Annotated in this window: 18 protein-coding genes; 10 read left to right on the top strand and 8 right to left on the bottom strand. The window is 73.1% G+C overall.

The genetic code is table 11. The annotated features are described in order from the left end of the window. Positions 1-334: 334 nt before the first annotated feature. The 4 genes from ACQ9ZG_RS14370 to ACQ9ZG_RS14355 form a co-directional block, all read right to left on the bottom strand. Positions 335-766 carry a GntR family transcriptional regulator gene (locus ACQ9ZG_RS14370; RefSeq protein WP_109915187.1) on the bottom strand — a complete coding sequence of 144 codons (432 nt, stop codon included), beginning with the start codon at positions 764-766 and terminating at the stop codon, positions 335-337. A 46-nt stretch (positions 767-812) separates the two neighbouring features. Further along, positions 813-1799, bottom strand: coding sequence for an ABC-2 membrane transporter-related protein (locus tag ACQ9ZG_RS14365; RefSeq protein WP_109915186.1), 987 nt, complete (start codon positions 1797-1799; stop codon positions 813-815). Beyond that, positions 1796-2743, bottom strand: a complete 948-nt coding sequence (locus tag ACQ9ZG_RS14360) for an ABC transporter ATP-binding protein (RefSeq protein WP_109915185.1) — start codon at positions 2741-2743, stop codon at positions 1796-1798. The genes ACQ9ZG_RS14365 and ACQ9ZG_RS14360 overlap by 4 nt, the downstream gene beginning before the upstream one ends. Before the next feature lie 310 nt (positions 2744-3053). Beyond that, a complete protein-coding gene (locus ACQ9ZG_RS14355; protein WP_028416093.1) occupies positions 3054-3737 on the bottom strand; it encodes a phosphotransferase in 684 nt (227 codons plus the stop codon). Positions 3738-3961: 224 nt separating this feature from the next. Here ACQ9ZG_RS14355 and ACQ9ZG_RS14350 point away from each other — a divergent pair, with 224 nt between their 5' ends. Both ACQ9ZG_RS14350 and ACQ9ZG_RS14345 read left to right on the top strand, forming a co-directional pair. Then, a complete protein-coding gene (locus ACQ9ZG_RS14350; protein ID WP_028416094.1) occupies positions 3962-5344 on the top strand; it encodes a carbohydrate-binding protein in 1383 nt (460 codons plus the stop codon). A gap of 283 nt (positions 5345-5627) precedes the next feature. After that, the gene (locus tag ACQ9ZG_RS14345; RefSeq protein WP_109915184.1) at positions 5628-6476 is read left to right on the top strand and encodes a dioxygenase family protein; all 849 of its coding nucleotides are present in this window, start codon (positions 5628-5630) and stop codon (positions 6474-6476) included. A gap of 99 nt (positions 6477-6575) precedes the next feature. Here ACQ9ZG_RS14345 and ACQ9ZG_RS14340 read toward each other — a convergent pair whose 3' ends face one another. After that, the gene (locus ACQ9ZG_RS14340) at positions 6576-8249 is read right to left on the bottom strand and encodes a bifunctional 3'-5' exonuclease/DNA polymerase (RefSeq protein WP_499280625.1); all 1674 of its coding nucleotides are present in this window, start codon (positions 8247-8249) and stop codon (positions 6576-6578) included. 576 nt (positions 8250-8825) lie between these two features. Here ACQ9ZG_RS14340 and ACQ9ZG_RS14335 point away from each other — a divergent pair. Both ACQ9ZG_RS14335 and ACQ9ZG_RS14330 read left to right on the top strand, forming a co-directional pair. Next, a complete protein-coding gene (locus ACQ9ZG_RS14335) occupies positions 8826-10079 on the top strand; it encodes a DUF2786 domain-containing protein (protein ID WP_499280623.1) in 1254 nt (417 codons plus the stop codon). 36 nt (positions 10080-10115) lie between these two features. Then, positions 10116-12242 (top strand): FUSC family protein, encoded by a 2127-nt coding sequence (locus tag ACQ9ZG_RS14330; RefSeq protein ID WP_415738824.1) that lies wholly within the window; start codon positions 10116-10118, stop codon positions 12240-12242. Between the two features lie 188 nt (positions 12243-12430). Here the strand turns inward: ACQ9ZG_RS14330 and ACQ9ZG_RS14325 are convergent, their stop codons facing one another. After that, a complete protein-coding gene (locus ACQ9ZG_RS14325; protein ID WP_109915612.1) occupies positions 12431-12967 on the bottom strand; it encodes a hypothetical protein in 537 nt (178 codons plus the stop codon). A 256-nt stretch (positions 12968-13223) separates the two neighbouring features. On the opposite strand from ACQ9ZG_RS14325, the gene ACQ9ZG_RS14320 reads away from it, so the two are divergent. Then, positions 13224-13466: a DUF397 domain-containing protein gene (locus ACQ9ZG_RS14320; protein WP_018489377.1), complete on the top strand. Its 243-nt coding sequence runs from the start codon at positions 13224-13226 to the stop codon at positions 13464-13466. Between the two features lie 179 nt (positions 13467-13645). On the opposite strand, the gene ACQ9ZG_RS14315 is transcribed toward ACQ9ZG_RS14320, so the two are convergent. Beyond that, complete coding sequence (locus tag ACQ9ZG_RS14315; protein WP_109915613.1) at positions 13646-14152, bottom strand: ATP-binding protein; 507 nt, start codon at positions 14150-14152, stop codon at positions 13646-13648. A 349-nt stretch (positions 14153-14501) separates the two neighbouring features. Between ACQ9ZG_RS14315 and ACQ9ZG_RS14310 the strand changes: the two genes are divergently transcribed. From ACQ9ZG_RS14310 to ACQ9ZG_RS14290, 5 genes are all read left to right on the top strand, one after another. Further along, positions 14502-15383 carry a Sco1979 family transcriptional regulator gene (locus tag ACQ9ZG_RS14310; RefSeq protein ID WP_078507692.1) on the top strand — a complete coding sequence of 294 codons (882 nt, stop codon included), beginning with the start codon at positions 14502-14504 and terminating at the stop codon, positions 15381-15383. Between the two features lie 58 nt (positions 15384-15441). Next, positions 15442-16899 (top strand): aldehyde dehydrogenase family protein, encoded by a 1458-nt coding sequence (locus tag ACQ9ZG_RS14305; RefSeq protein ID WP_109915614.1) that lies wholly within the window; start codon positions 15442-15444, stop codon positions 16897-16899. 107 nt (positions 16900-17006) lie between these two features. Further along, positions 17007-17648, top strand: coding sequence for a PadR family transcriptional regulator (locus ACQ9ZG_RS14300; RefSeq protein ID WP_109915615.1), 642 nt, complete (start codon positions 17007-17009; stop codon positions 17646-17648). Between the two features lie 74 nt (positions 17649-17722). Further along, the gene (locus ACQ9ZG_RS14295) at positions 17723-18889 is read left to right on the top strand and encodes an ATP-binding cassette domain-containing protein (RefSeq protein WP_499280621.1); all 1167 of its coding nucleotides are present in this window, start codon (positions 17723-17725) and stop codon (positions 18887-18889) included. Beyond that, positions 18886-19755: an ABC transporter permease gene (locus ACQ9ZG_RS14290; RefSeq protein WP_499280620.1), complete on the top strand. Its 870-nt coding sequence runs from the start codon at positions 18886-18888 to the stop codon at positions 19753-19755. The genes ACQ9ZG_RS14295 and ACQ9ZG_RS14290 overlap by 4 nt, the downstream gene beginning before the upstream one ends. 70 nt (positions 19756-19825) lie before the next feature. Here the strand turns inward: ACQ9ZG_RS14290 and gad are convergent, their stop codons facing one another. Beyond that, the gene (gene gad, locus ACQ9ZG_RS14285; protein ID WP_109916369.1) at positions 19826-21253 is read right to left on the bottom strand and encodes a glutamate decarboxylase; all 1428 of its coding nucleotides are present in this window, start codon (positions 21251-21253) and stop codon (positions 19826-19828) included. Positions 21254-21271: the final 18 nt, after the last annotated feature.

The raw sequence follows: 21271 nt of genomic DNA, 5'->3' as shown, positions 1-21271 counted from the left end.
CCTGCCGCCTGCCCACGGTGGCGGCCACCGCCGCAACCGGGCCTGACCGGCCGGCCGCGGAAGGCCGGTCCGGCAAGCGCCGGAGGGAGCGCCGAGCGTCGGGGAGGGGGAGCTCGAGAGATAGGGGTAACGGGGGAGGGGAGCCTCGGGAGATGGGGAGCGCCGGGGAAGCGGGAGGTCAGCTCTCCTGGCCGCCCCTGTACTCGGCGGCGGGAGGTCAGCCTTCCTGGCTGCCCGCGTACCCGGTCGCGGGAGGTCAGCCTTCCTGGCTGCCCGCGTACCCGGCGGCGGCAGGTCAGCCCTCCTGGCCGCCCGCGTACCCGGTCGCGGGAGGTCAGCTCTCCTGGCCGCCCCCGTACCCGGTCCCGAGCGCCTCGCCCGGATACGCCGCCCCGAACGCCGAGTGGAACAGGTCCGAGACGTCCTGGCCGGAGAGCCCTTCCGCCCTGGCCCGGTCCATCCACTCGGCCAGGGACGCGCGGAGCGGCGAGTCCGGGGCGGACTGGGGGCGGGCCAGGGAGCGGGTGATGAACGTGCCCGCGCCCTGGCGGACCTCGGCCAGGCCCGCCCGCTCCAGCTCGCGGTAGGCCTTCAGGGTGGTGTTCGGGTTGACCTTGGTGTCCGCGGCGACCTGGGCTGCGGTGGGCAGCCGGTCGCCCTCCTCCAGGGCCCCCATGCGCAGCGCCTGTTCGACCTGGCGGACGATCTGGAGGTACGTCGCCACTCCGCTGCGCCGGTCGATGCGGAACACGACCACGGACTTCACCTTCCGCTCGTTTGCCGACACTTTACGTAGACGGTGCGCACCGCCCCTACAGCGGGCGGGCCGAGACCCGCCACAGGACGAACCCCGTGAGGAGCGCCGTACCGGCGAGCAGGATGCCGGCCGCGGTCCACTGCATCGCCGCCATCTGGTCGTAGTCGAGGTACTCGATGACGTTGTTGACGATCCCGTGCTTCGCGATGCACGCGTTCTGGGCCTCGTCGGTGGCCTCGGCGCAGGTGCCCCAGCCGAAGAGGTCCCCCTTCGCGTTGCCGACCCAGCGGTCCACCTCGTACGACTCGTCGAAGCGGGAGGGGAGTTCGGTGTCCAGCGGGTAGGTGAACATCCGGGTGGAGCCGAGCTTGACCCGCAGCTCGTCCCAGACGAACTGGGTGACGACGGTGAAGAGGAACGTCACCACCATGGCGGGCAGCAGGCGGCGCACCACGACGCCGACGGTGACGCCGAGGGCCGTCGTGAAGAGGAGGAGCGCGGGCAGGACCGGGCCGGTGCTGTCGAAGACCGTGCCCTCGATCCACCGGGTGGAGAAGAAGGCGCGGTGCGGCTCCCACCACCAGGTGAACGCGGCCGAGAGCATCACCCCGCAGACCAGGGCGAGGCCGTAGGCGAAGCCCAGTTTGGCGATGATCCACTGGCGGCGGGTCACGGACTGGGTGGTGACCAGCTGCGCGGTGCCGTTCTCCTGGTCGGCCGAGATCAGCGGGGCGCCGACGAAGAAGGCGAGGATCAGCGGGATGCCGCCGAGGAGGGTGACGATGTAGCCGTACCCCCGGGTGTCCTCGACCGCGTACCGGACCTCCTTCCCCGGCCAGCCGGCCGCGTCCAGCGCCCCGGCCATCTCGTGGCGCTGGTAGACGATCGCGAGCGTGCCGAGCACGGAGAGCCCGAGGACGTAGGCCAGGGCGATGCGGTGCTGGCGCAGCACGAGCCAGGGAAGGCCGCGCAACAGGCGACGCCGGGGGCGGAGTCCGGCGTGGTCCTCGGTGCGGGCGGGGGTGGAGGCGGGGGCGCTCATGCGGCCTGGTTCCCTTCGGCTTCGACGCGGGCGCCCTGGGTGTAGAGCGAGGGCGCGCCCGGGGATCGGAGATGGGCGAGCAGGACCTCCTCCAGGGAGGGCTCGACGCTCTCCCAGTCGGCGGGCAGCGGTCCCTTCGGGCGGATCATCGCGCGGAACTGCCGTCCCTGGACGCGGGTTTCGACCACGGTGTGCCCGTCGAGTTCGGCGGGCAGGCGGCCGTCCCGGACCACGCCCGTCACCAGGGTGTGGGCGGGGACGAGCGCGTCGGCGTCACCGGCCATCCGGATCCGGCCCTCCGCGACCACCAGCAGGTAGTCGCACATGTCCTCCAGCTCGGTGAGCAGATGCGAGGACATCACCACGGTGGTGCCGCGCTCGACGGCCTCCGCCATCAGCAGCGTGCTCATCTCGTCGCGAGCCAGCGGGTCGAGGTCCGCCATCGGCTCGTCGAGGAGCAGCAGGCCGGGGCGCTTGCCGAAGGCGAGCGCGAAGGCCACGCGGGTGCGCTGGCCGCCGGAGAGCGCCCCGATCCGCGTGTGCATCGCGATGTTGCCGGAGCGGACGATCCGCTCGGCCGCCAAGGCGTCCCAGCCGGGGTTGAGTTCGGCGCCCATCCGCAGCGTGTCGCCGACCGTGAACCGCTTGAACAGCGGCTTCTCCTGACCGAGGAAGGCGAACCTCGGCATCACGGAGGGGTCGTCCACGGGCGTCCCGAAGATGCTCAACCCGCCCGTGGTCGGCCGGACCTGACGGGTCGCCAGTCCGAGCAGGGTGCTCTTCCCGGCCCCGTTCGGGCCGACCAGTCCGCAGATGCGCCCGGCCGGGATCCGGAAGGAGCAGTCGCGCAGCGCCCAGCCGCCGCCGAGGTAGCGCTTGCCCAGCCCGCGGGCCTCCAGTGCCCAGCCGCCCGTGGTCCCGTTCGAAGTGCTCGTGTCTGCCACGCGCCTCGCCTCGATTCCATTAGTCAATTAATGGAATCATGGTGTTCTGAGGGAATGGCTGTCAAGCGCGCGAGGCGGGCGAGCCTCCGGGCAGGGCCAAGGGCGGCGCGGCGCAGGGCTGAGAGCAGCGCGGCGCAGGGCCAGGAGCGGCGCAGGACGGAAGGCGGGTCGGTGCAGGGCTAGGAGTGGCGTGGCGCAGGGCGGAAGGTGGGGCGGTGCAGGGCTAGGAGTGGCGTGGCGCTGGGCGGAAGGTACCCTGGCGCAGATTGGCTGACGCTGCGTCAATCATGGTTCGCGCGGGCTCGGATGGTTACGGAGCGCAGCTCAGCACCAGCTCCACCGCCGCGTCCAGGCAGTCGCGTTCGGGGGCCGTCAGGAACGGGTTCTCCTGCTGGTTCGCGCGGGCGCGGGCCAGGTCGGCGGGGTCGGCGCCCCCGTCGTCGGCCAGCTCCGCCAGCAGGGAGGCCAGCAGCGTACGGGCCTGAGCCTCCGGCGCCGGGAACTCAGGGTCGAGCGCCACCCGGGCCAGGGTCAGCGCCGACATGGCCCGGTCGAAGCCGGGCCGGCCCTCGGTGGCGGTGGACCAGTCGATCACCACCGGACCCCGCTCCGTCAGCATCACGTTCGCCGGGTGCAGGTCGAGGTGGAGGATGCAGTCACCCGGGTCGGCCGAGACGCGGGGCGGGATCGCGTGCAGTTCGCGCAGCAGCCGGGCGAGCAGCGCGCCCCCCTCGGCGGCGCCCAGGTTCCCCGCGAGCAGCGCCTCGGACATGGTCGGGCCGGAGAGCCGCTGGAGCACCAGATCGGTGGGGCGGGCCCCGTCGGCGGGCGGTCCGATGCGCGGCACCGGATACCCGAAGGCACGGACGTACGACATCACGGCCAGCTCCTCCGTGGTGCAGGAGCGGTCGCGGTAGCGGCGAAGGACCCAGGAGCCGTCGAGTTCGTACACGTCGGCGGTGCGCCCCGAGCCCAGAAGTTGCCCTGTGTGCATGGGGCCGAACCTACCCGGGCGTACCGGTGAAGGGGAGACACCGGCCCCGGGGCCCGGGGCCGCGACCCGGGAGTATGCCGCTCCGGAAGGGCCCCATAACGCCGGAGGAGGGGGTGAACGGGATCTCCTGTGCCCGGTCCGCGCGCCGCTACGGTGTCGGCAATTCCCTGGTCCGGACCAACCCCCTGCCGGACCGGACACCCCCCTGAAACAAGGAGAGTTACGTGGAGAACACCAAGCTCCGCAGACGCGTGCTCGCCACCGCTACCGCCACGGTGGCCGTGGGCGCGCTCGCCCTCGCGGGACTGACCGGAGTGGCGTCCGCCGGCCCCGCGGACTCCGCCGCCCCGGCCGTCTCCGCCGACAGCCTCTCGCCCGGACTGCTCGCCGCCATGGAACGCGACCTCGGGCTCGACGAGAACGAGGCCAGGACCCGGATAGCCGGCGAGTACCGGGCCGCCGCCGTCGCCACCGGCCTGGAGAAGTCCCTCGGCGCCAGCTACGCCGGGGCCCGGGTCAGCGGGGACAAGGCGGACCTCACCGTCTCCACCACCGACGCCTCCGCGGCCGCGCTCATCACGGAGGCGGGCGCGAAGGCGGAGGTCGTCGGCCACAGCCTGGACCGCCTCGAAGCGGCCAAGGACGCCCTCGACAAGGCGGCGCGGAGCAAGGCCCCGAAGAACGTGCCCGTCTGGTACGTCGACGTCGAGGCCAACCGGGTCGTCGTCAACGCCACGGACGTCCGGGCCGGCGAGGCGTTCGCGAAGGCCGCGGGCGTCAGCGACCAGGTGGTCACCGTCGCCCGCACCACCGAGCAGCCCCGCGCCCTCGCGGACATCCGGGGCGGCGACGCGTACTACATGGGCGGCGGAGGCCGCTGTTCCGTCGGCTTCTCCGTGACGCGCGGCACCCAGAACGGGTTCGTCACCGCCGGCCACTGCGGCCGGGTGGGCACCACCACCACCGGCGTCAACCAGCAGGCCCAGGGCAGCTTCCAGGGCTCGACCTTCCCGGGCCGTGACTACGCCTGGGTCGCCACCAACGCCAACTGGGTGCCCAAGCCCCTGGTCAACGGCTACGGCCGCGGCGACGTGACCGTCGCCGGCTCCACCCCGTCCGTCGTCGGCGCCTCGGTCTGCCGCTCCGGCTCCACCACCGGCTGGCACTGCGGCACGATCCAGCAGCTCAACACCAGCGTCACCTACCCGGAGGGCACCATCTCCGGCGTGACCCGCACCAGCGTCTGCGCCGAGCCGGGCGACTCCGGCGGCGCGTACATCTCCGGCAGCCAGGCGCAGGGTGTCACCTCCGGCGGCTCCGGCAACTGCCGCTCCGGCGGTACGACGTACTTCCAGCCACTCCTCCCGGCCCTGCAGGCGTACGGGCTGACGCTCGTCACCAGCGGCGGCGGCCAGCCGACCCCGACCAACACGCCCACCACCCAGCCGCCCACCGAGCAGCCGGGCGGCACCTGGGCGGCCGGCACCTCCTACGCCGTCGGCTCCACGGTGACGTACGGCGGCTCCACCTTCCGCTGCCTCCAGGCGCACACCGCCCAGCCCGGCTGGACCCCGGACGTGGTCCCGGCCCTCTGGCAGCGCGTCTGACGGCCTGCCCTGCCCGGACTCCGGATCCCGGTTCCTGGCTCCAGATTCCCGGCCTCCGACTCCCGGCCTCCGACTCCTGACTCCCGAACTCCGGCTCCTGGCTCCCGACTTCCGTTCCGGATCTCGGGCGGCGGCGCAACCCACCGCCGCCCGAGCCGGGGCCGGGGCCGAGCCGGGGCCGGGTCCGGGGCACTACTTCCAGCGACATCCGGCGTCACCGAACCTCCTGAACCTCTCCGCTCCCCGCACCGAGGACTCCGAGGAAACTGTCATGACCCCACAAATGGACAACGCAACCCCCCACGAGCCGGACGCCTCCGGCACCGACGAGACGTCCGCCGGCCGGCGGCGCATCAGCCGCAAAGGTCTCCTGAAGGCCGCGATGGTCGCGGGCGCGGCTCCTCTGCTCGCCGGAGGAGGTGTCGCGCTCGCCCGGGACACCGCGTCGTCGGGAGGGGACGTCCTGCTGGACCCCACCCCGCAGTGCGACGACGGCGACGACCCGACCCCGCCGCAGATGGAGGGCCCGTACTTCAAGCCCAACTCCCCGCGGCGCACCAGCCTGGTGACATCGGGCACCCCGGGCGTACCGCTCACCGTGAGCGGTTACGTCTTCGGCCGGTCCTGCCGACCGGTCTCCGGGGCGCTGCTCGACTTCTGGCAGGCCGACACCAACGGCTCGTACGACATGGCGCAGTACGCCTTCCGGGGGCACCAGTTCACCGGTGCCGACGGCTCGTTCAGCCTCACCACCGTCGTGCCGGGGCTCTACCCGGGCCGTACGCGGCACATCCATGTGAAGGCGCAGGCCCCCGGGGGCCGCGTCCTCACCACGCAGCTGTACTTCCCGGGTGAGCCGCGGAACAACACCGACGCCCTGTTCGACCCGAGGCTGCTGATGAACGTCCGCAGCGCCGGCAACGGGCGCCAGGGCACCTTCGACTTCGTGCTGGACGTCGCCCAGACGCCCGGCCCGACCGATCCGCCGGGCGGCACCTGGGCGCCCGGGACTTCCTACCGCGCGGGAGACCGCGTCACCTACGGCGGGGTCGCCTACCGCTGCCGGCAGGCACACCAGGCCATGACGGGCTGGGAGCCGCCGAACGTCCCCGCGCTGTGGGAACGCGGGTAGCGACGGCAGCAGCGGACGCGCACCACCGCCCCGCGCCCCGTTCACGCCGTCCGGCGCGTGAACGGGGCGCTTCCGCATGCGCGCCGTCCCGGCCGCGCGTCACTTCGCGTCGGAGTACCGCTCCGCCACCGCCGTGGTGAAGGGGAACCGCACCGGGGTCTCCCCGAAGGCGATCCGTCCGGCCTGCTCGCCGGCGGCCCGGATGGCCTCGGTCACGGCGGCGCTCTCCCCGGCCGGGCAGTGCACGATCACCTCGTCGTGCTGGAAGAAGACCAGCTCGGCGCGGAGCCCCTGCTCATGGAGGGTGCGGCGCAGCCCGGCCAGCAGGAGAAGGGCCCAGTCGGCGGCGCTGCCCTGGACCACGAAGTTGCGGGTGAAGCGGCCCCGGGCCCGGGCCAGGCCGCCGTCGGAGGAGGGTTCGCCGCCCTCCTGGGGGATGCCCGCCTCCTCGTCCTGGCCCGCCAGGGCGACCGGCGGGCTGGTGCGGCCCAGCCAGGTCCGCACCGTCCGCCCCTCCTCGCCCGCCCGGGCCGCGTCGTCCACGTAGGCGACGGCGAGCGGGAAGCGGCGGCGCAGGGCGGCCAGGTTCTTCAGCCCGTCCCCGGACGTCTGGCCGTAGACCGCGCCGAGCAGCGCCAGCTTGGCGTGTTCGCGGTCACCGTGGAACGCCCGGTCGGAGAGCGCCTTGTAGAGGTCGCCGTCATGACCGGCCACCTCCATCAGACCCCGGTCGCGCGAGATCGCGGCCAGCACCCGCGGCTCCAGCTGGTCGGCGTCGGCGACGACCAGCCGCCACCCCTCGTCGGCGACGACGGCCTGCCGGATGACCTTGGGGATCTGGAGGGCCCCGCCGCCGTTGGTCGTCCAGCGGCCGCTGACCGTGCCGCCCGGCTGGTACTCGGGGCGGAAGCGGCCCTCGCGCACCCAGTCCTGGAGCCAGCTCCAGCCGTGGGCCGTCCAGATCCGGTACAGCTTCTTGTACGCGATCAGCGGCTCGACCGCCGGGTGGTCCAGCCCCTCCAGCTCCCACCGCCGGGTCGACTTCACCGCGATCCCCGCCCGCGCGAACGCCTTCACCACATCGGCCGGCAGATCGGGCCGGACCCTCCGGCCGAAGGCCGCCGACACCTCGTCCGCCAGCTCCGCCAGCCTCCGGGGCTCGCCCCCGCCCGCGTACCGCTCGCCCAGCAGCCCGTGCAGCACCTCCCGGTGGACGTCGGCCCGCCAGGGCAGCCCCGCCCGGCGCATCTCCGCCGCGACCAGCATCCCCGCCGACTCCGACGCGGTCAGCAGCCGCATCCGGTCCGGGTGCTCGGCGGTGTCGTGGCGGCGCACCTGGTCCGCGTAGACCCGCAGCAGCCCCGCGAAGGGGACACCGGGGCCGGAGGACGGCTCGAAGAGGGAGGACTGCGCACCGGGTTCGGCGGAGCGGGCGGGCGGGTCCGGCGGCACGGGCGCGTTCTCCAGCCGGGCCAGCGCGGCGGCCGCGGACCGGGGCTCGCCCAGCCGCCCCGCGTGCCCGAGCAGCAGCAGTTCGGCGCACTCGATGTCGTAGCACCGCTCGACGCGGACCCCGGCGGCGAGCAGCCGGGGGTAGATCCCCTCGGTGGACCGCCAGACCCACCGCCCCACCCCGGGCCGGGAGCGGACGGACGCGACGAGATCGGGCTCGGCCAGCACGGGACCGGCGGGTGTGCCGTCCGCGGCGAGCGGCACGAGCAGCGCGCCGTCCCCGCCCCCGTCCGCGGCCGCCACCGCCCACCGTTCGGTCATACGGTGAGTCTGGCACCCAGCACTGACAACGCCCGGGATCCCCGGCCACAGCCCGGATCCCGGCCACAGCCCGGATCCCCGGCCACAGCCCGGATCCCCGGCCACAGCCCGGATCCCCGGCCACAGCCCGGATCCCGGCCACAGCCCGGATCCCGGCCACAGCCCGGATCCCGGCCACAGCCCGGATCCCGGCCACAGCCCGGATCCCGGCCACAGCCCGGATCCCGGCCACAGCCCGGATCCCGGCCACAGCCCGGATCCCGGCCACAGCCCGGATCCCGGCCACAGCCCGGATCCCGGCCACAGCCCGCCCCCCCGGGACCTGCTGCCCTCCGGGCCCGCTGCCCTGGCACCCGCTGCCCTCGGACTCGCCACGCTCGGACCCGCCGCCTCCGCATCCCCCGCCCCCCCGGGACTCGCCGCCCCTCCGCCCAGCCCCCCGGGCCCCGGACCCGCCACCTCCGGATCGGCCGCTCCTCCGACCCGCCGCCCTTCCTCCCCCCTCACCCCCGGCGCAGGCGGCATCCCCGCCGCCCGCGCCCGGATCCGCTGCGGCGGGCGGCCTACCCTGGGCGGATGGAATCGGTGATCGACCAGGCCTGCGCGGCGGCGCTGTACGCGGAGGGTGACGCGGCCCTGGACACCGGGGCCTCCCTGCTCGCGGCCGCCCCGGACGCGGACGACGCGCTGCACCGGCGCGGCGAGGAGTTCGTGACCCGGGCCTGGGGGAGGGGCTGGCTCCCCGCCGACCTGATCCGGTTCGTCCGGCTGGAGCTGGACGAGCGGCGGGCGGTGCTGGCGGCCACGCTGATCACCGCCGAGACGGCCCGGTACGGAGAGCTGCCGCCCCGCTGGCGGGCCCAGCTCGACGAGCTGTCGGGACTGCCGCCCGCACCGCGCAACAAACCGGACCGGTTCGGTTACGCCTCCGACCTGCTGGAGCTGTTCCGGCTGCTGCTCCGGCTCCCCGCGATCGAGCCCGTCGGCCCGGCCCCCGGCACCGCCACCGGCCACCTCCATCGGACGCCCGCCGCCGACGAGCCGCGCATGCTCACCCGGATCCGGGCGCTGCTGGCCAAGGCGGAGGCGACCGGCTTCCCCGAGGAGGCCGAGGCGCTGACGGCCAAGGCGCAGGAGCTGATGGCCCGGCACAGCATCGACGAGGCGCTGATAGCCGCCCGCAGCCGGAGCGACGGGAGCCCCGGAGCCTGCCGGATCGGGGTGGAGCCCCCGTACGAGAGCGCGAAGGCGATCCTGCTCGACGCAGTCGCCTCCGCCAACCGCTGCCAGGCCGTGTGGAACGGCGACCTCGGCTTCAGCACGGTCGTCGGCTTCGAGCCGGACCTGGAGGCCGTGGAGCTGCTGTTCACCTCGCTGCTGGTGCAGGGCACGGCGGCGATGACCCGGGCGGAGGCCGGCCAGCGCGCCTCCGGCCGTAAGCGGACCAAGACCTTCCGGCAGTCGTTCCTGATGGCGTACGCCCAGCGGCTGGGCTCCCGGCTCGCGGACAGCGCCGAACGGGCCACGGCGGAGGCGGACGCGGACACGGCCGCCGGGGCCGGCCCGGGCGGTGCCGCCGCCCCCACCGGCCTGCTCCCCGTCCTCGCCGCCCGGGACGTCGCCGTCACCGAGGCCACCGAGCGGATGTTCCCCCGGACCACCACCACCCGGGTCCGGGGCGCCACCGACCTGGACGGCTGGAACCACGGCACCGAGGCCGCCGACCGCGCCCGGGTGGGCGGCCCCGGGAAGGGCCAAGGGGGCCGCGGCGGTGGCGAGCACGGTCGTGGTGGCGGACACGGACGCGGTAGCGGCGAAATCATGGCGTAAGTCGGGCTTGTCCGTAATTCGGGCTAGGCTCGGCCCATGAGCTGGCTCCGGGCGCTGAAGGAGACCGCCCGCTCGGGGCTGGAGATCGAGCGGCAGCGACTCGAACCGCTCATCGCCTTCCGCGGGGCGGCCGGGCTCGCCCTCGTCGTCGGCACGAGCCTGGTCCTCTTCGGGCCGGAGATCGCGGCCAGCTCGGCGTTCGGGGCCTTCCAGGCGGCCATCGCCACCTTCCAGCGCAGCTGGCGCCCGCGCCCCGTGCTCGCCCTCGTCTCCGGCGCCAGCCTCGCCGTGTCGACCTTCGTCGGTTACGTCTCCGCCTCGCACCCCGTGCTCTTCCTCTGCCTGCTCGGCGCCTGGACCTTCCTCGCCGGTCTGGCCTGGGCTGCGGGGCCGACGGGCGGGATCATCGCCTCGTCCAACGTCGCGATCATGCTGGTCACGATCACCCTGCCCACCTCCGTGGCGGACGCCGCCGCCCACGCCGGGATGATCCTGGCCGGCGGGGTGGTCCAGGCGGCGCTGATCGTGCTGTTCCCGGTACGGAGATGGGGCGCCCAGCGCGACGCGCTCGCCGACGCGCTGGCCGCCGAGGCGGACTACGCCCGGCGGCTGCGCCACGACCCGGTCGCCCCCTTCGACCCGCTGCCCCTGATGACCGCCCGCAGCGCCGCCGCCGTCACCCCGCGCCAGGCCCGCCGCCGCCCCGCCGAGCTGCAGGGCGCCCGGGGCATCGCGGAACGGCTGCGTCCGGTCCTCGCCTCGCTGGCCGACCCGGCGATGGGCGTCCCCGCCGACGGCCTGGAGCGGGCCTGGGTGAACGAACTGCTGGGCGCGGCCGGCTCCGTGCTCGACGCCGCCGCCCGGGCGGTCCGGCACGGCGAGCCCGTCCACCTCTCCGCCACCGACCTCGGCGTCCTCAAGACCCCCGACAACGACGTGATCCTCGTCGGCCCCGCCCTCCGCGCCGCCGACCGGCTCGCCGCCCTGCTCGACGACGTCCTGGAGATCGCGGAGGGCACCGGCACCGACAGCGGGCTCCCCGAACACCTCACCCCCGACACCCGCCACCGCCCCACCCTGCTGCGGCTCGTGCCGGTCGTGCTCAAGGCGATCCGCCGCGAGCTGTACCGCGGCTCCCCGATCCTGCGCCACGCGATCAGGGTCGCGGTGGTCGCGGTGTGCGGGTACTTCGTCGGTGAGGCGGTGCCGCTCGGCCACGGCTACTGGGCGCCGATGACCGCCGTCATGGTGATGCGCCCGGAGTTCTCGCAGACGTACGGCCGTTCCGTGGCCCGCTTCGGCGGCACCCTCGTCGGCGTCGGCCTCGCCACCGCGATCGTGCAGACCGCCCACCCCGACGCCCGGCTCTCCGCGCTGCTGTCGGTGGTCTGCGCCGGGCTGATGTACCTGCTGATGCGCACCGGGTACGCGGTCAGCCAGGTCTGCGTCAGCGCCTACGTCGTCTTCCTGCTCGGCATGGCCGGCGACGACTGGTCCCAGACCGTCACCGAACGCATCGTGCTCACCCTGGTCGGCGGGCTCCTCGCGATGGTCTCGTACGCGATCTACCCGGCCTGGGAGACCCCCCGGCTGCGCAACCGGCTGGCCGAGTGGCTGGTGGCGGACGGGAAGTACGCGGCGACGGTGGTCGACCGGTACGCCGACCCGGCCCACCGGGACCTGGAGGAGGTGCGGGACGCCCTCATCGCCACCCGGGAGGCCAGGGTCGCCTGGCAGGAGGCGCTGGCGACCGCCCAGCACGAACCCGTACGCCACCGGGGCATCTCGCGGGCCGCCGCCACCGACGCCCAGCACGCCCTGGCCCAGCTCGGCCGCTCGGCGATGGTGCTGGAGGCCCACCTTCCGGCCCGGTCGGCCGACCCGGTGCCGGGCGCCGCCCAACTGGCGGAGGCGCTGCGCCGGGCCACCGAGAAGGGCGCCAAGGCGGTACGGGAGCGGCGGCTGCCCGACTGGCAGCCGGTGGTGGACGCGGTCGCCCACTGGGACGTGGCGACCCCGACGGAGGACGGCACGACCCCGGTGGGCGACCCGGTGGTGCGCCGGGGCGCGGCCCTGCTCCTGGAGGCGCTGGAGGAGTTCACCCGCGCCCTGGACGAGCGCGGCGGCTCCACCCGGGTGAGCAGCACCCTCGCGAAGAACTGAGCCGCGCTCCGCCGGGGACCGCGCCCGCACCGACCGCTCCGGTACAGCCCGCTCCGATACCGCCCGCTCCCCTACGGGCCGCTCCCGCGCACACGGCTCCCGTACGGGCCGCTCCCGCACACGCCGTTCCCGTACAGACCGTTCCCGTACAGACCGGGCCCGTACAGACCGGCCCGTACAGACAGGTCTCAGGAGGACGGCAGCTCCGGCATCTCCGGAAGCGTCGGCAGGTCCGAGGGCAGGTCCGTCGGCAGGTCCGTCGGCAGCGACGGCAGATCCGTCGGCAGCTTGCCCTGCTCGGCCTTGGACAGGGTGTCCTTCACCCCGCCGTCCCAGGACAGGACCAGCTTCTCGCCGTCGTTGGACTCGATCGAGGCCATCGTGCGGTCGGTGGAGCCGCCGGTGCACTTCAGCGCGAGCATCACCTCGCCCATGTCCTTCACATCGCCCTGGCACACGGCCTTGTCGGCGACGAGGGCGACCTTGCCCGCGGTGATGGAGACGGTGACGTTCTTGCCGTCCGTCAGCCCCACCCAGGTGCCCTCCAGCGCCGCGGCGTCCACGCCGGGGCCCGTCGAGCCCTGGCCGTCGCCGGGCTTCGCGCTGGACGTGGCGTCCGGCCCCGAGCCCTTGCCCCCGTCGTCGTCGCTGCCGCACGCCGTCAGCGTCAGCGCGGCGGCGAGCGCGGCCACCACGACACCACCGGTGGTTGCGAACCTGGTCACGTGGAGTTCCCCCTTGCTGTTTTCCGGTCGTAAAGACCGCGTCACGTTACCAAGGTTCTTCTCGTCAACTCCGTTAAGCGGGAGCGAAATACGCGTGCTGTTCGTCTCTCCCCGGGGGCGGATACCCTCCAGTGCGGAAAGTCTGTAATCGAAGCAACACCCGGCGTGCACGTGCATCTGCTCATGCATGCGCATATGAACAGAGCTATGATCCGATCCAGTTGACACTTGCACCTTGCAACTCGGGGAGCGTCCTGTGCACCACGTGTACAACGGCATGGCGGCCGCAGAGCTTCACGGAGTCGTCTGGCAGAAGAGCAGGCACAGCAACTCCCAGGGCTCCTGCGTGGAGTTCGCCAAACTGCCCGGAGGGGATGTGGCGATGCGGAACTCACGCCATCCCGACGGGCCCGCACTCGTCTATACGCCGGCCGAGATCGAGGCGCTGCTGCTCGGCGTCAAGGACGGCGAGTTCGACCATCTGGCGACCGGCGGCTGAAACGTTCCGGCAGTCGGAGGCCGACCTGCTCCGGTCGTCGGCGGCCGAACCGCTCCGGACGCCGAACCGCTCCTGCGCCCGCAGACCCGACCGCTGCGACGGCCGTACGCCGGACCGTTCCTGAGGCCGGTGGCCGGAGGTGGAAGCCGCTCCGGCGGTCCGGGGCCCCGAAGGGCCCCTCACATCCCCTTCTTCGCGCAGTCCGAGAGCCGGAACAGGGCCCAGACGACCTTGCCGTACAGCGGCACCGACGGGAACTCACCGGCCGGAGCGGGCGAGGGGTGCCACCCCCAGCTGTCGCTGACGCACTCCACCAGGAACAGCCCGCGGCCCGACTCGGCCGAATCCGCCGCCTCGCCCGCCACCGGGCTCTCCCGGCTGGGATCGCGCACCGCGCAGACCAGCCGCGAGCTCCAGCGCATCAGATGGAGCCGCACCGGCGGGTCCTGGAACTCCCGGAGCGGGTCGCTCGGCAGCGCGTGGCGCAGGGCGTTGGTGACGAGTTCGGACACCACGAGGGCGACATCGTCGAAGCGGTCGCTCAGCTCCCACCGGTCCAGGGTGGACCTGGTGAACTGCCGTGCTCCGCCGACCGCTTCGTAGCGGGCGGGCAGAGCGCAGGAGGCCGAGCCGGCGACCCCTGAGGGGTCGGTCGGGGGAAGCCCCTGCCGTAACGGCTCGAGCATCGTCGATCCATTCGTCCCCATACGAGGCACTCCCGGGATTCGCGGCTGTAGCGGCACTGCCTGTCAGCGGTACTGCGGGGGGTACAGCGGCACAACACGAGCACGCAGGTGCGCAGGGCTCATGCTTCCCAATGCGCACAGCAGATGCAAGGGCAGATGCACGTGCACGCGCCGGACCTGCCCGGTACCGTGGTGATTCCGGGGTATTTCTTCCGTCGGGCAGTTTCGGAGCTTTCTGGACGTCTTCCCATTTCCGTAATCGATTGAGTACGGGCTGAAGCGTTTTGGTGGCAGAATCCTTGGCTTCGGGGTCGAGGGTTCTGGGGGCGCCCCGAGTGCCCGGTAGGCGATGGGGAGGGTTGGGCCAGTGTCGGCAGGCGAGTCGAGTGGATCAGTGGTGCGGCGCATCCTGCTGGGCTCTCAGCTCAGAAGGCTGCGGGAGTCGCGCGGTATCACCCGTGAGGCGGCCGGCTACTCCATCCGGGCCTCCGAATCGAAGATCAGCCGCATGGAGTTGGGACGGGTGAGCTTCAAGGCCAGGGACGTCGAGGATCTGCTCACGCTCTACGGAGTCGCGGACGTCGCGGAGCGCGATGCGCTTCTCGGTCTGGCCCGCGAGGCCAATGTGGCGGGCTGGTGGCACAGTTTCGGCAATGCGCTGCCCGGCTGGTTCCAGACCTATGTGGGTCTGGAGGGAGCGGCCTCCCTCATCCGTATCTACGAAGTCCAGTTCGTACACGGCCTGTTGCAGACCGAGGCCTATGCCCATGCCGTCGTCTCCCGCGGTATGCGCGGAGCGCCGGAGGCCGACATCGAGCGCCGGGTCGCGCTGCGCCTGGAGCGCCAGAAGGTCCTCGTCTCCGAGCGCGCGCCGGACTTCCACGCCGTGCTCGACGAGGCCGCGCTCCGCCGCCCGTACGGCGAACGCGAGGTGATGCGCGCCCAGTTGCGGCATCTGATCGATATGTCGGAGCACCCGAACATCACGCTCCAAGTGATGCCCTTCAGCTACGGAGGGCATGCGGGCGAGAGCGGTTCGTTCACCTTGCTCCGATTCCCGGAATCCGATCTGTCGGACATTGTCTATTTGGAGCAGCTGACAAGTGCGCTCTATCTGGACAAGACCGAGGAAGTCGCGCAGTACGAAAAGGCCATGGAGTGCCTGCGCAAGGACAGTCCCGGGCCCGAGGAGAGCCGCGATCTCCTGCGCGGACTCCTCCAACTGACGTGATTTCTCGTTACGATGACGTCACATCAGGAGTCTGCGAACGCCTGCAGTAAGGGATTGCATGTCCTTCTTCCGTGAACTGGCCCACCAGTACATCGACGGCGAGTGGCTGGACGGCAGCGGCTCGTGGGACATCATCGATTTCAATCCCTACAACGGTGAGAAACTCGCCGCCGTCACCGTGGCCACCGCGCTGGAGGTCGACCGCGCCTACCGGGCGGCCGAGCGGGCGCAGCCGGAGTGGGCCGCCGTCAGCCCGTACGAGCGGCGCGCCGTCATCGAGCGCGCCCTGCGGATCACCGAGGAACTCGCCGAGGAGATCACCGAGGCGATCATCGACGAACTGGGCGGCATCCGGTCGCGGGCGGCGCACGAGGTGCACGCGGCGTCGGAGTTCCTGCGCGAGGCGGTCCGCCAGGCTGTGCGGCCCACGGCGAGGCTGCTGCCGGCCGTGGGCGACGGCCGGGAGAACCGGGTCCACCGGCTGCCCGTCGGTGTCGTGGGCGTCATCAGCGCCTTCAACTTCCCTTTCCTGGTGGGGATGAAGTCGGTCGCACCCGCCCTGGCGCTCGGCAACGCGGTCGTCGTCAAGCCCCACCAGAACGCGCCCGTCGTCGGCGGCGGGCTGATCGCCAAGATATTCGAGGACGCGGGGCTGCCGGCCGGGCTGCTCAACGTCGTCATCACCGACAGCGCCGAGATCGGCGACGCGTTCATCGAGCACCCCGTGCCCAAGGTGATCTCGTTCAGCGGTTCCGAGCGGGTCGGCCGGCACATCGCCGCCACCGCGGCCGGGTTCTTCAAACGGACCGTTCTCGAGCTGGGCGGCAACAGCGCCCTCGTGGTGCTCGCGGACGCCGACGTCGACCAGGCGGTCCGGGCGGCCCTCTTCAGCCGCTTCGTCTATCAGGGGCAGACCTGCCTGGCCGCCACGCGCATCCTGGTGGACCGGGCGGTGGCGGGGGAGTTCGCCGAGAAGTTCACCGCCCGGGTGGCCGCCCTCAAGGCCGGCGACCCGAGGGATCCGGAGACCACCGTCGGACCCGTCATCAACGCCTTCCAGGCCGATGCCCTGGACGCCCTGGTGGACCGGGCGGTCGAGGACGGTGCGACGGCTCTCGTACGCGGCCGGACCGTCGGCAACGTCGTCGCGCCGACCGTTCTCACCGGCCTCGCGGAGGACTCCCCGCTGCTCCGGCAGGAGATCCTCGGCCCGGTGGCCCTGCTGGTGACGTTCGACGGCGAGGACGACGCCGTACGGATCGTCAACGACGGCCCCTACGGGCTGAGCGGCGCCGTCCACACCGGGGACGTGGAGCGCGGGGTGCGGTTCGCGAGGCGGATCGACAGCGGGATGTTCCACGTCAACGACTCCACCGTCCAGGACGACCCGCTGGTCCCGTTCGGCGGGGAGAAGGCGTCCGGGACGGGGCGGTTGAACGGCGAGGCGGCGGTGGAGGCGTTCACCACGCAGCGGTGGATGTCGATCCAGCACGGCCGCGCGGCCTTCCCCTTCTGAGCCGCCCCCTCCGGCTTCTGGGCCGCCCCTCCAGGGGCCTGGCGGACTCTCCCCTTCCGGCCGCTCGGGCTACCCTAGTCAAAGTTGAATAGGAAGGGGTGGGCCCCATGTCCGCGATCCGGCTGCTGGTCCTCGGCGCTGTGCGGATGCACGGCCGCGCGCACGGCTACCAGGTCCGCAACGACCTGGAGTACTGGGGCGCCCACGAGTGGTCCACCGCCAAGCCGGGCTCGATCTACCACGCCCTGAAGCAGATGGCGAAGCAGGGGATGCTCCTCGCGCACGAGACGGCCCCCTCCACCGCCGGCGGCCCGCCGCGCACCGAGTACGAGGTCACCGACGAGGGGCTCGCGGAGTACCGCAGCCTCCTGCGCGACGCGATCCGCTCGTACGACCAGAACCTCGACGTCCTCTCGGCGGCGATCGGGTTCATCGTCGACCTGCCCCGCGAGGAGGCGGTCGCGCTGCTCAGGGAGCGGGTGGCGGGGATCAAGGCGTGGCGGGACTCGGTCACCGGGTACTACACGCCCGAGGAGGGCCCCGAGTCCCTCGGCCACATCGGCGAGATCATGAACCTGTGGGTGCACTCGGCCGACGCGGGCGCGGAGTGGACCCGGGGGCTGATCGAGCGGATCGAGGGCGGCGCGTACACCTTCGCGGGCGAGGGCGACCCGTTCGTCGGCGTGCTGGCCGAGGGCGAGGAGAACCCGTACGCGACGGGTGTGCCGGACCCCGGGGACAACGACTGATCAAGTTTGACTAATGAATCGCCCGGGTCTACTTTTGTGCTGCTAGTCAAGTTTGACTACAAGGGTGTGGAGGGGTGGCGGGTTACGTGACCGAGGCGATCGTCCTGGACGGTGTCCACAAGAGGTACGGGGAGAAACGCGCCCTCGACGGGCTGGACCTCGCGGTCGGCGCGGGCACCGTCCACGCGGTGCTCGGCCCCAACGGGGCGGGCAAGACCACCGCCGTACGGATCATGTCGACGCTGCTGCGCCCCGACGCGGGCCGGGTCACGGTGGCCGGGTTCGACGTCCGCGAGCGGGCCTCCGACGTGCGGCGCCGGATCGGCCTCCTCGGGCAGCACGCGGCGGTGGACGAGCAGCTCGGCGGACGGCAGAACCTGGAGATGTTCGGGCGGCTGTACCACCTGGGCGCACGCCGGGCGGGCAGCCGGGCCGACGAACTCCTGGCGCGGTTCGGGCTCGCGGACACCGGGCGCAAGGCGGTCAAGCAGTACAGCGGGGGGATGCGCCGGCGGCTCGACCTGGCCGCCTCGCTGATCACCGAACCGGCCGTCCTCTTCCTGGACGAGCCCACGACCGGCCTCGATCCGCGCGGCCGGGCGGAGGTCTGGGACGCCGTACGGTCCCTGGTCGGCGGCGGCACCACCGTCCTGCTGACCACGCAGTATCTGGAGGAGGCGGACCAGCTGGCCGACCGGATCTCCCTGATCGACGAGGGCAGGGCCGCCGCGGAGGGCACCTCCGACCAGCTCAAGGCGCTCGTCGGCGGCGACCGGATCGACATCGTCCTGCGCGACGCGGCCCGCCTGGCGGAGGCGGCCGCGCTGCTGGGCCCCGACCCGGTGCTCGACCCGGACCGCCGGCTGATCAGCGCCCCCGCCCCGGACCGGATGGCGGCGCTCACGCGGGCGGTCCGGGCACTCCAGGAGGCGGGCGTCGAGGCGGAGGACATCGCGGTGCGCCGCCCGACGCTGGACGAGGTGTTCCTCTCCCTGACCGGCGGCCCCGCCGGTGAACGCACGGCGCACGGGGCGCGCGGACGTACGGGCGGCGGGACCGGCGGGCGCACGGGAGGCGGCGCCGGCGGGCGTACGGGAGGCGGGACCGCCCGGCGTGCGGAAGTTGGGACAGGCGGGAGCACGGAAGGCGGGGCCGCCCGGCGTGCGGAGGCTGGGACCGGCGCGCGTACGGCACTCGGGGCGGCCGGACGCACGGCCCGCGGGACGGAGGCGGCGGCATGAGCGCGACGACGGCGTACGGCGACAGCGCGGCCCCGGGCCCGGCCCCGGCGCCGTCCCCGGCCGCACCCGCGGATCAGGGCGGCGGCCGGCTCGCCTGGGCCCTGGCCGACTCCTGGACGATGACCCGCCGCGAACTCGCCCACTGGGCCCGGCAGCCCGTCGAGGTGGTGGTGGGCCTGGCCTTCCCGGTGATGCTGCTCCTGATGTTCACGTACCTGGTCGGCGGCGGCCGGGGCGTGGACGGCGACCCCACCGAGTTCCTGGTCCCCGGGATGCTCGCGCTGACCATGGCCTTCGGCCTGGAGAGCACGATGTTCGCGGTCACCCAGGACCTGAACAGGGGGGTCATCGACCGGTTCCGCGCCCTGCCGATGGTCCCGGGCGCGGTCCTGGTCGGCCGCAGCGCCGCGGACATGCTCCAGTCGGTGGCCGCGCTCGCCGTGATGGCCGGGGTCGGCTACGCGGTCGGCTGGCGCTGGCACGACGGGGCCGCGTCGGCGCTCGCCGCGGTGGGGCTGCTGCTCCTGCTCCGGTTCGCGATGCTCTGGGTCGGCATCCACCTGGCCATGGTGGCGGGCCGCCCCGAGCTGGTCACGGCGGTCCAGATCCTGGTCTGGCCGGTCGGCTTCCTCTCCAACGTCTTCGCCACCCCGGCGTCGATGCCGGGGTGGCTGGGCGCGGTGGTCGAGTGGAACCCGATGTCCGCCACCGCCACCGCCGTACGGGAGCTGTTCGGCAACCCGGGCGGTGCCACCGGCTCGTGGGCCGCCGAACACGCCCAACTCCTCGCGGTCCTCTGGCCGTTGGCGATCATCGCGGTGTTCTTCCCGCTGGCGGTGGGGAAGTTCGCCCGGCTCAGCCGCTAACCGCCGGCCGTCGCCCGGCTCAGCGGCCGGCCGATGGCCGTCACCCGGCTCGGCGGCTGTCCGGCGGCCGTCAGTGGTGGAACGCCGTCCGGGCCGGCCGGTCATGGCTCAACGGGTGCTTCTGCGAACGGAGTTCGGGGAGCAGCAGCTTCAGGTCCTCGATCAGCAGGGCGGCCAGGTCGGAGGAGAAGCCGTTGCGGCAGACCACCCGCAGCACCGACAGGTCCTGGCGGTTGGCGGGGAAGGTGTAGGCCGGGACCAGCCACCCGTGCTCGCGCAGCCGGCGGGAGACGTCGAAGACGTCGTACGCGTGGACGTCCGGGTTCGTCGTGAAGGCGAAGACCGGCAGCTCGTCGCCCCGGGTGAGGAGCCGGAAGTCGCCCAGCTCCGCCACCTCCCGGGACAGCCCGCAGGCCACGTCCCGGGCGGACTGCTGGACCGCCCGGTAGCCGTCGTGCCCGAGGCGCAGGAACGTGTAGTACTGCGCGACCACCTGCGCCCCGGGCCGGGAGAAGTTCAGCGCGAAGGTCGGCATGTCGCCGCCCAGGTAGTTGACCCGGAAGACCAACTCCTCCGGCAGCTCGTCCGACGTACGCCACAGGGCCCAGCCGACCCCCGGGTAGACCAGCCCGTACTTGTGGCCCGAGGTGTTGATCGACGAGACGCGCGGCAGCCGGAAGTCCCACTGCAGCTCCGGGTCCAGGAAGGGTGCCACCATCCCGCCCGAGGCCCCGTCGACATGGACGGGGATGTCGAGGCCGGTGCGCTCCTGGAGGGCGTCCAGGGCCGCGCACAGGTCCGCGATGGGCTCGTAGGAGCCGTCGAAGGTGGAGCCCAGGATTCCGACGACCCCGATCGTGTTCTCGTCGCACAGCTCGGCGGCGGCCTGCGGGTCGAGATGGAAGCGCTCACCGTCCATCGGTACCTGACGGGCCTCCACCTCCCAGAAGTTGCAGAACTTCTCCCAGCAGACCTGCACGTTGACGCCCATCACCAGGTTGGGCCGGGCGGTCGCCGGATAGCGGTCCGCGTTCCGCTTGGCCCAGCGGCGCTTGAGGGCGAGCCCGGCCAGCATGCACGCCTCGCTCGACCCGGTGGTCGAACACCCCACGGCGGTCGACGGATCGGGCGCGTTCCACAGGTCCGCGAGCATCGCCACGCACCGCCGCTCCAGCTCGGCGGTGCGCGGGTACTCGTCCTTGTCGATCATGTTCTTGTCCTGGCACTCACCCATCAGCACCCCGGCCTGGGGCTCCATCCAGGTGGTGACGAAGGTGGCCAGATTGAGCCGGGAGTTGCCGTCGAGCATCAGCTCGTCATGGACCAGCCGGTACGCCGTCAGGGGCGGCAGCGGCCCCTCGGGGAGCTTGTGCCGGGGCGGCGCGGTGGTCATCGCCGCCGTCGGATCGGCCTCGCCGTAGAAGGGGTTGAGGGCGAGCCGGCGCCGCTCCTCGGAGTGTTCGTCCCGGTGCGGCTGGGCGCCTCGGTGGAGCGGCATGGGGGAGCCTCCTCGGTC

The sequence above is a fragment of the Streptomyces araujoniae genome (assembly GCF_050871195.1).
GTDB classification, from domain to species: Bacteria; Actinomycetota; Actinomycetes; order Streptomycetales; family Streptomycetaceae; genus Streptomyces; species Streptomyces bacillaris.
The sequence above is the reverse complement of the archived record's forward strand: the minus strand, read 5'-3'. Positions and strand labels throughout refer to the sequence as shown.

Coding starts and splice junctions, on each gene's coding strand:
- ACQ9ZG_RS14340 (WP_499280625.1), bottom strand. CDS start 8,249: ATGACCGAACGGTGGGCGGTGGCGGCCGCGGACGGGGGCGGGGACGGC.
- gad (WP_109916369.1), bottom strand. CDS start 21,253: ATGCCGCTCCACCGAGGCGCCCAGCCGCACCGGGACGAACACTCCGAG.
- ACQ9ZG_RS14305 (WP_109915614.1), top strand. CDS start 15,442: ATGTCCTTCTTCCGTGAACTGGCCCACCAGTACATCGACGGCGAGTGG.
- ACQ9ZG_RS14290 (WP_499280620.1), top strand. CDS start 18,886: ATGAGCGCGACGACGGCGTACGGCGACAGCGCGGCCCCGGGCCCGGCC.
- ACQ9ZG_RS14345 (WP_109915184.1), top strand. CDS start 5,628: ATGGACAACGCAACCCCCCACGAGCCGGACGCCTCCGGCACCGACGAG.
- ACQ9ZG_RS14355 (WP_028416093.1), bottom strand. CDS start 3,737: ATGCACACAGGGCAACTTCTGGGCTCGGGGCGCACCGCCGACGTGTAC.
- ACQ9ZG_RS14300 (WP_109915615.1), top strand. CDS start 17,007: ATGTCCGCGATCCGGCTGCTGGTCCTCGGCGCTGTGCGGATGCACGGC.
- ACQ9ZG_RS14330 (WP_415738824.1), top strand. CDS start 10,116: ATGAGCTGGCTCCGGGCGCTGAAGGAGACCGCCCGCTCGGGGCTGGAG.
- ACQ9ZG_RS14315 (WP_109915613.1), bottom strand. CDS start 14,152: ATGCTCGAGCCGTTACGGCAGGGGCTTCCCCCGACCGACCCCTCAGGG.
- ACQ9ZG_RS14335 (WP_499280623.1), top strand. CDS start 8,826: ATGGAATCGGTGATCGACCAGGCCTGCGCGGCGGCGCTGTACGCGGAG.
- ACQ9ZG_RS14310 (WP_078507692.1), top strand. CDS start 14,502: ATGGGGAGGGTTGGGCCAGTGTCGGCAGGCGAGTCGAGTGGATCAGTG.
- ACQ9ZG_RS14365 (WP_109915186.1), bottom strand. CDS start 1,799: ATGAGCGCCCCCGCCTCCACCCCCGCCCGCACCGAGGACCACGCCGGA.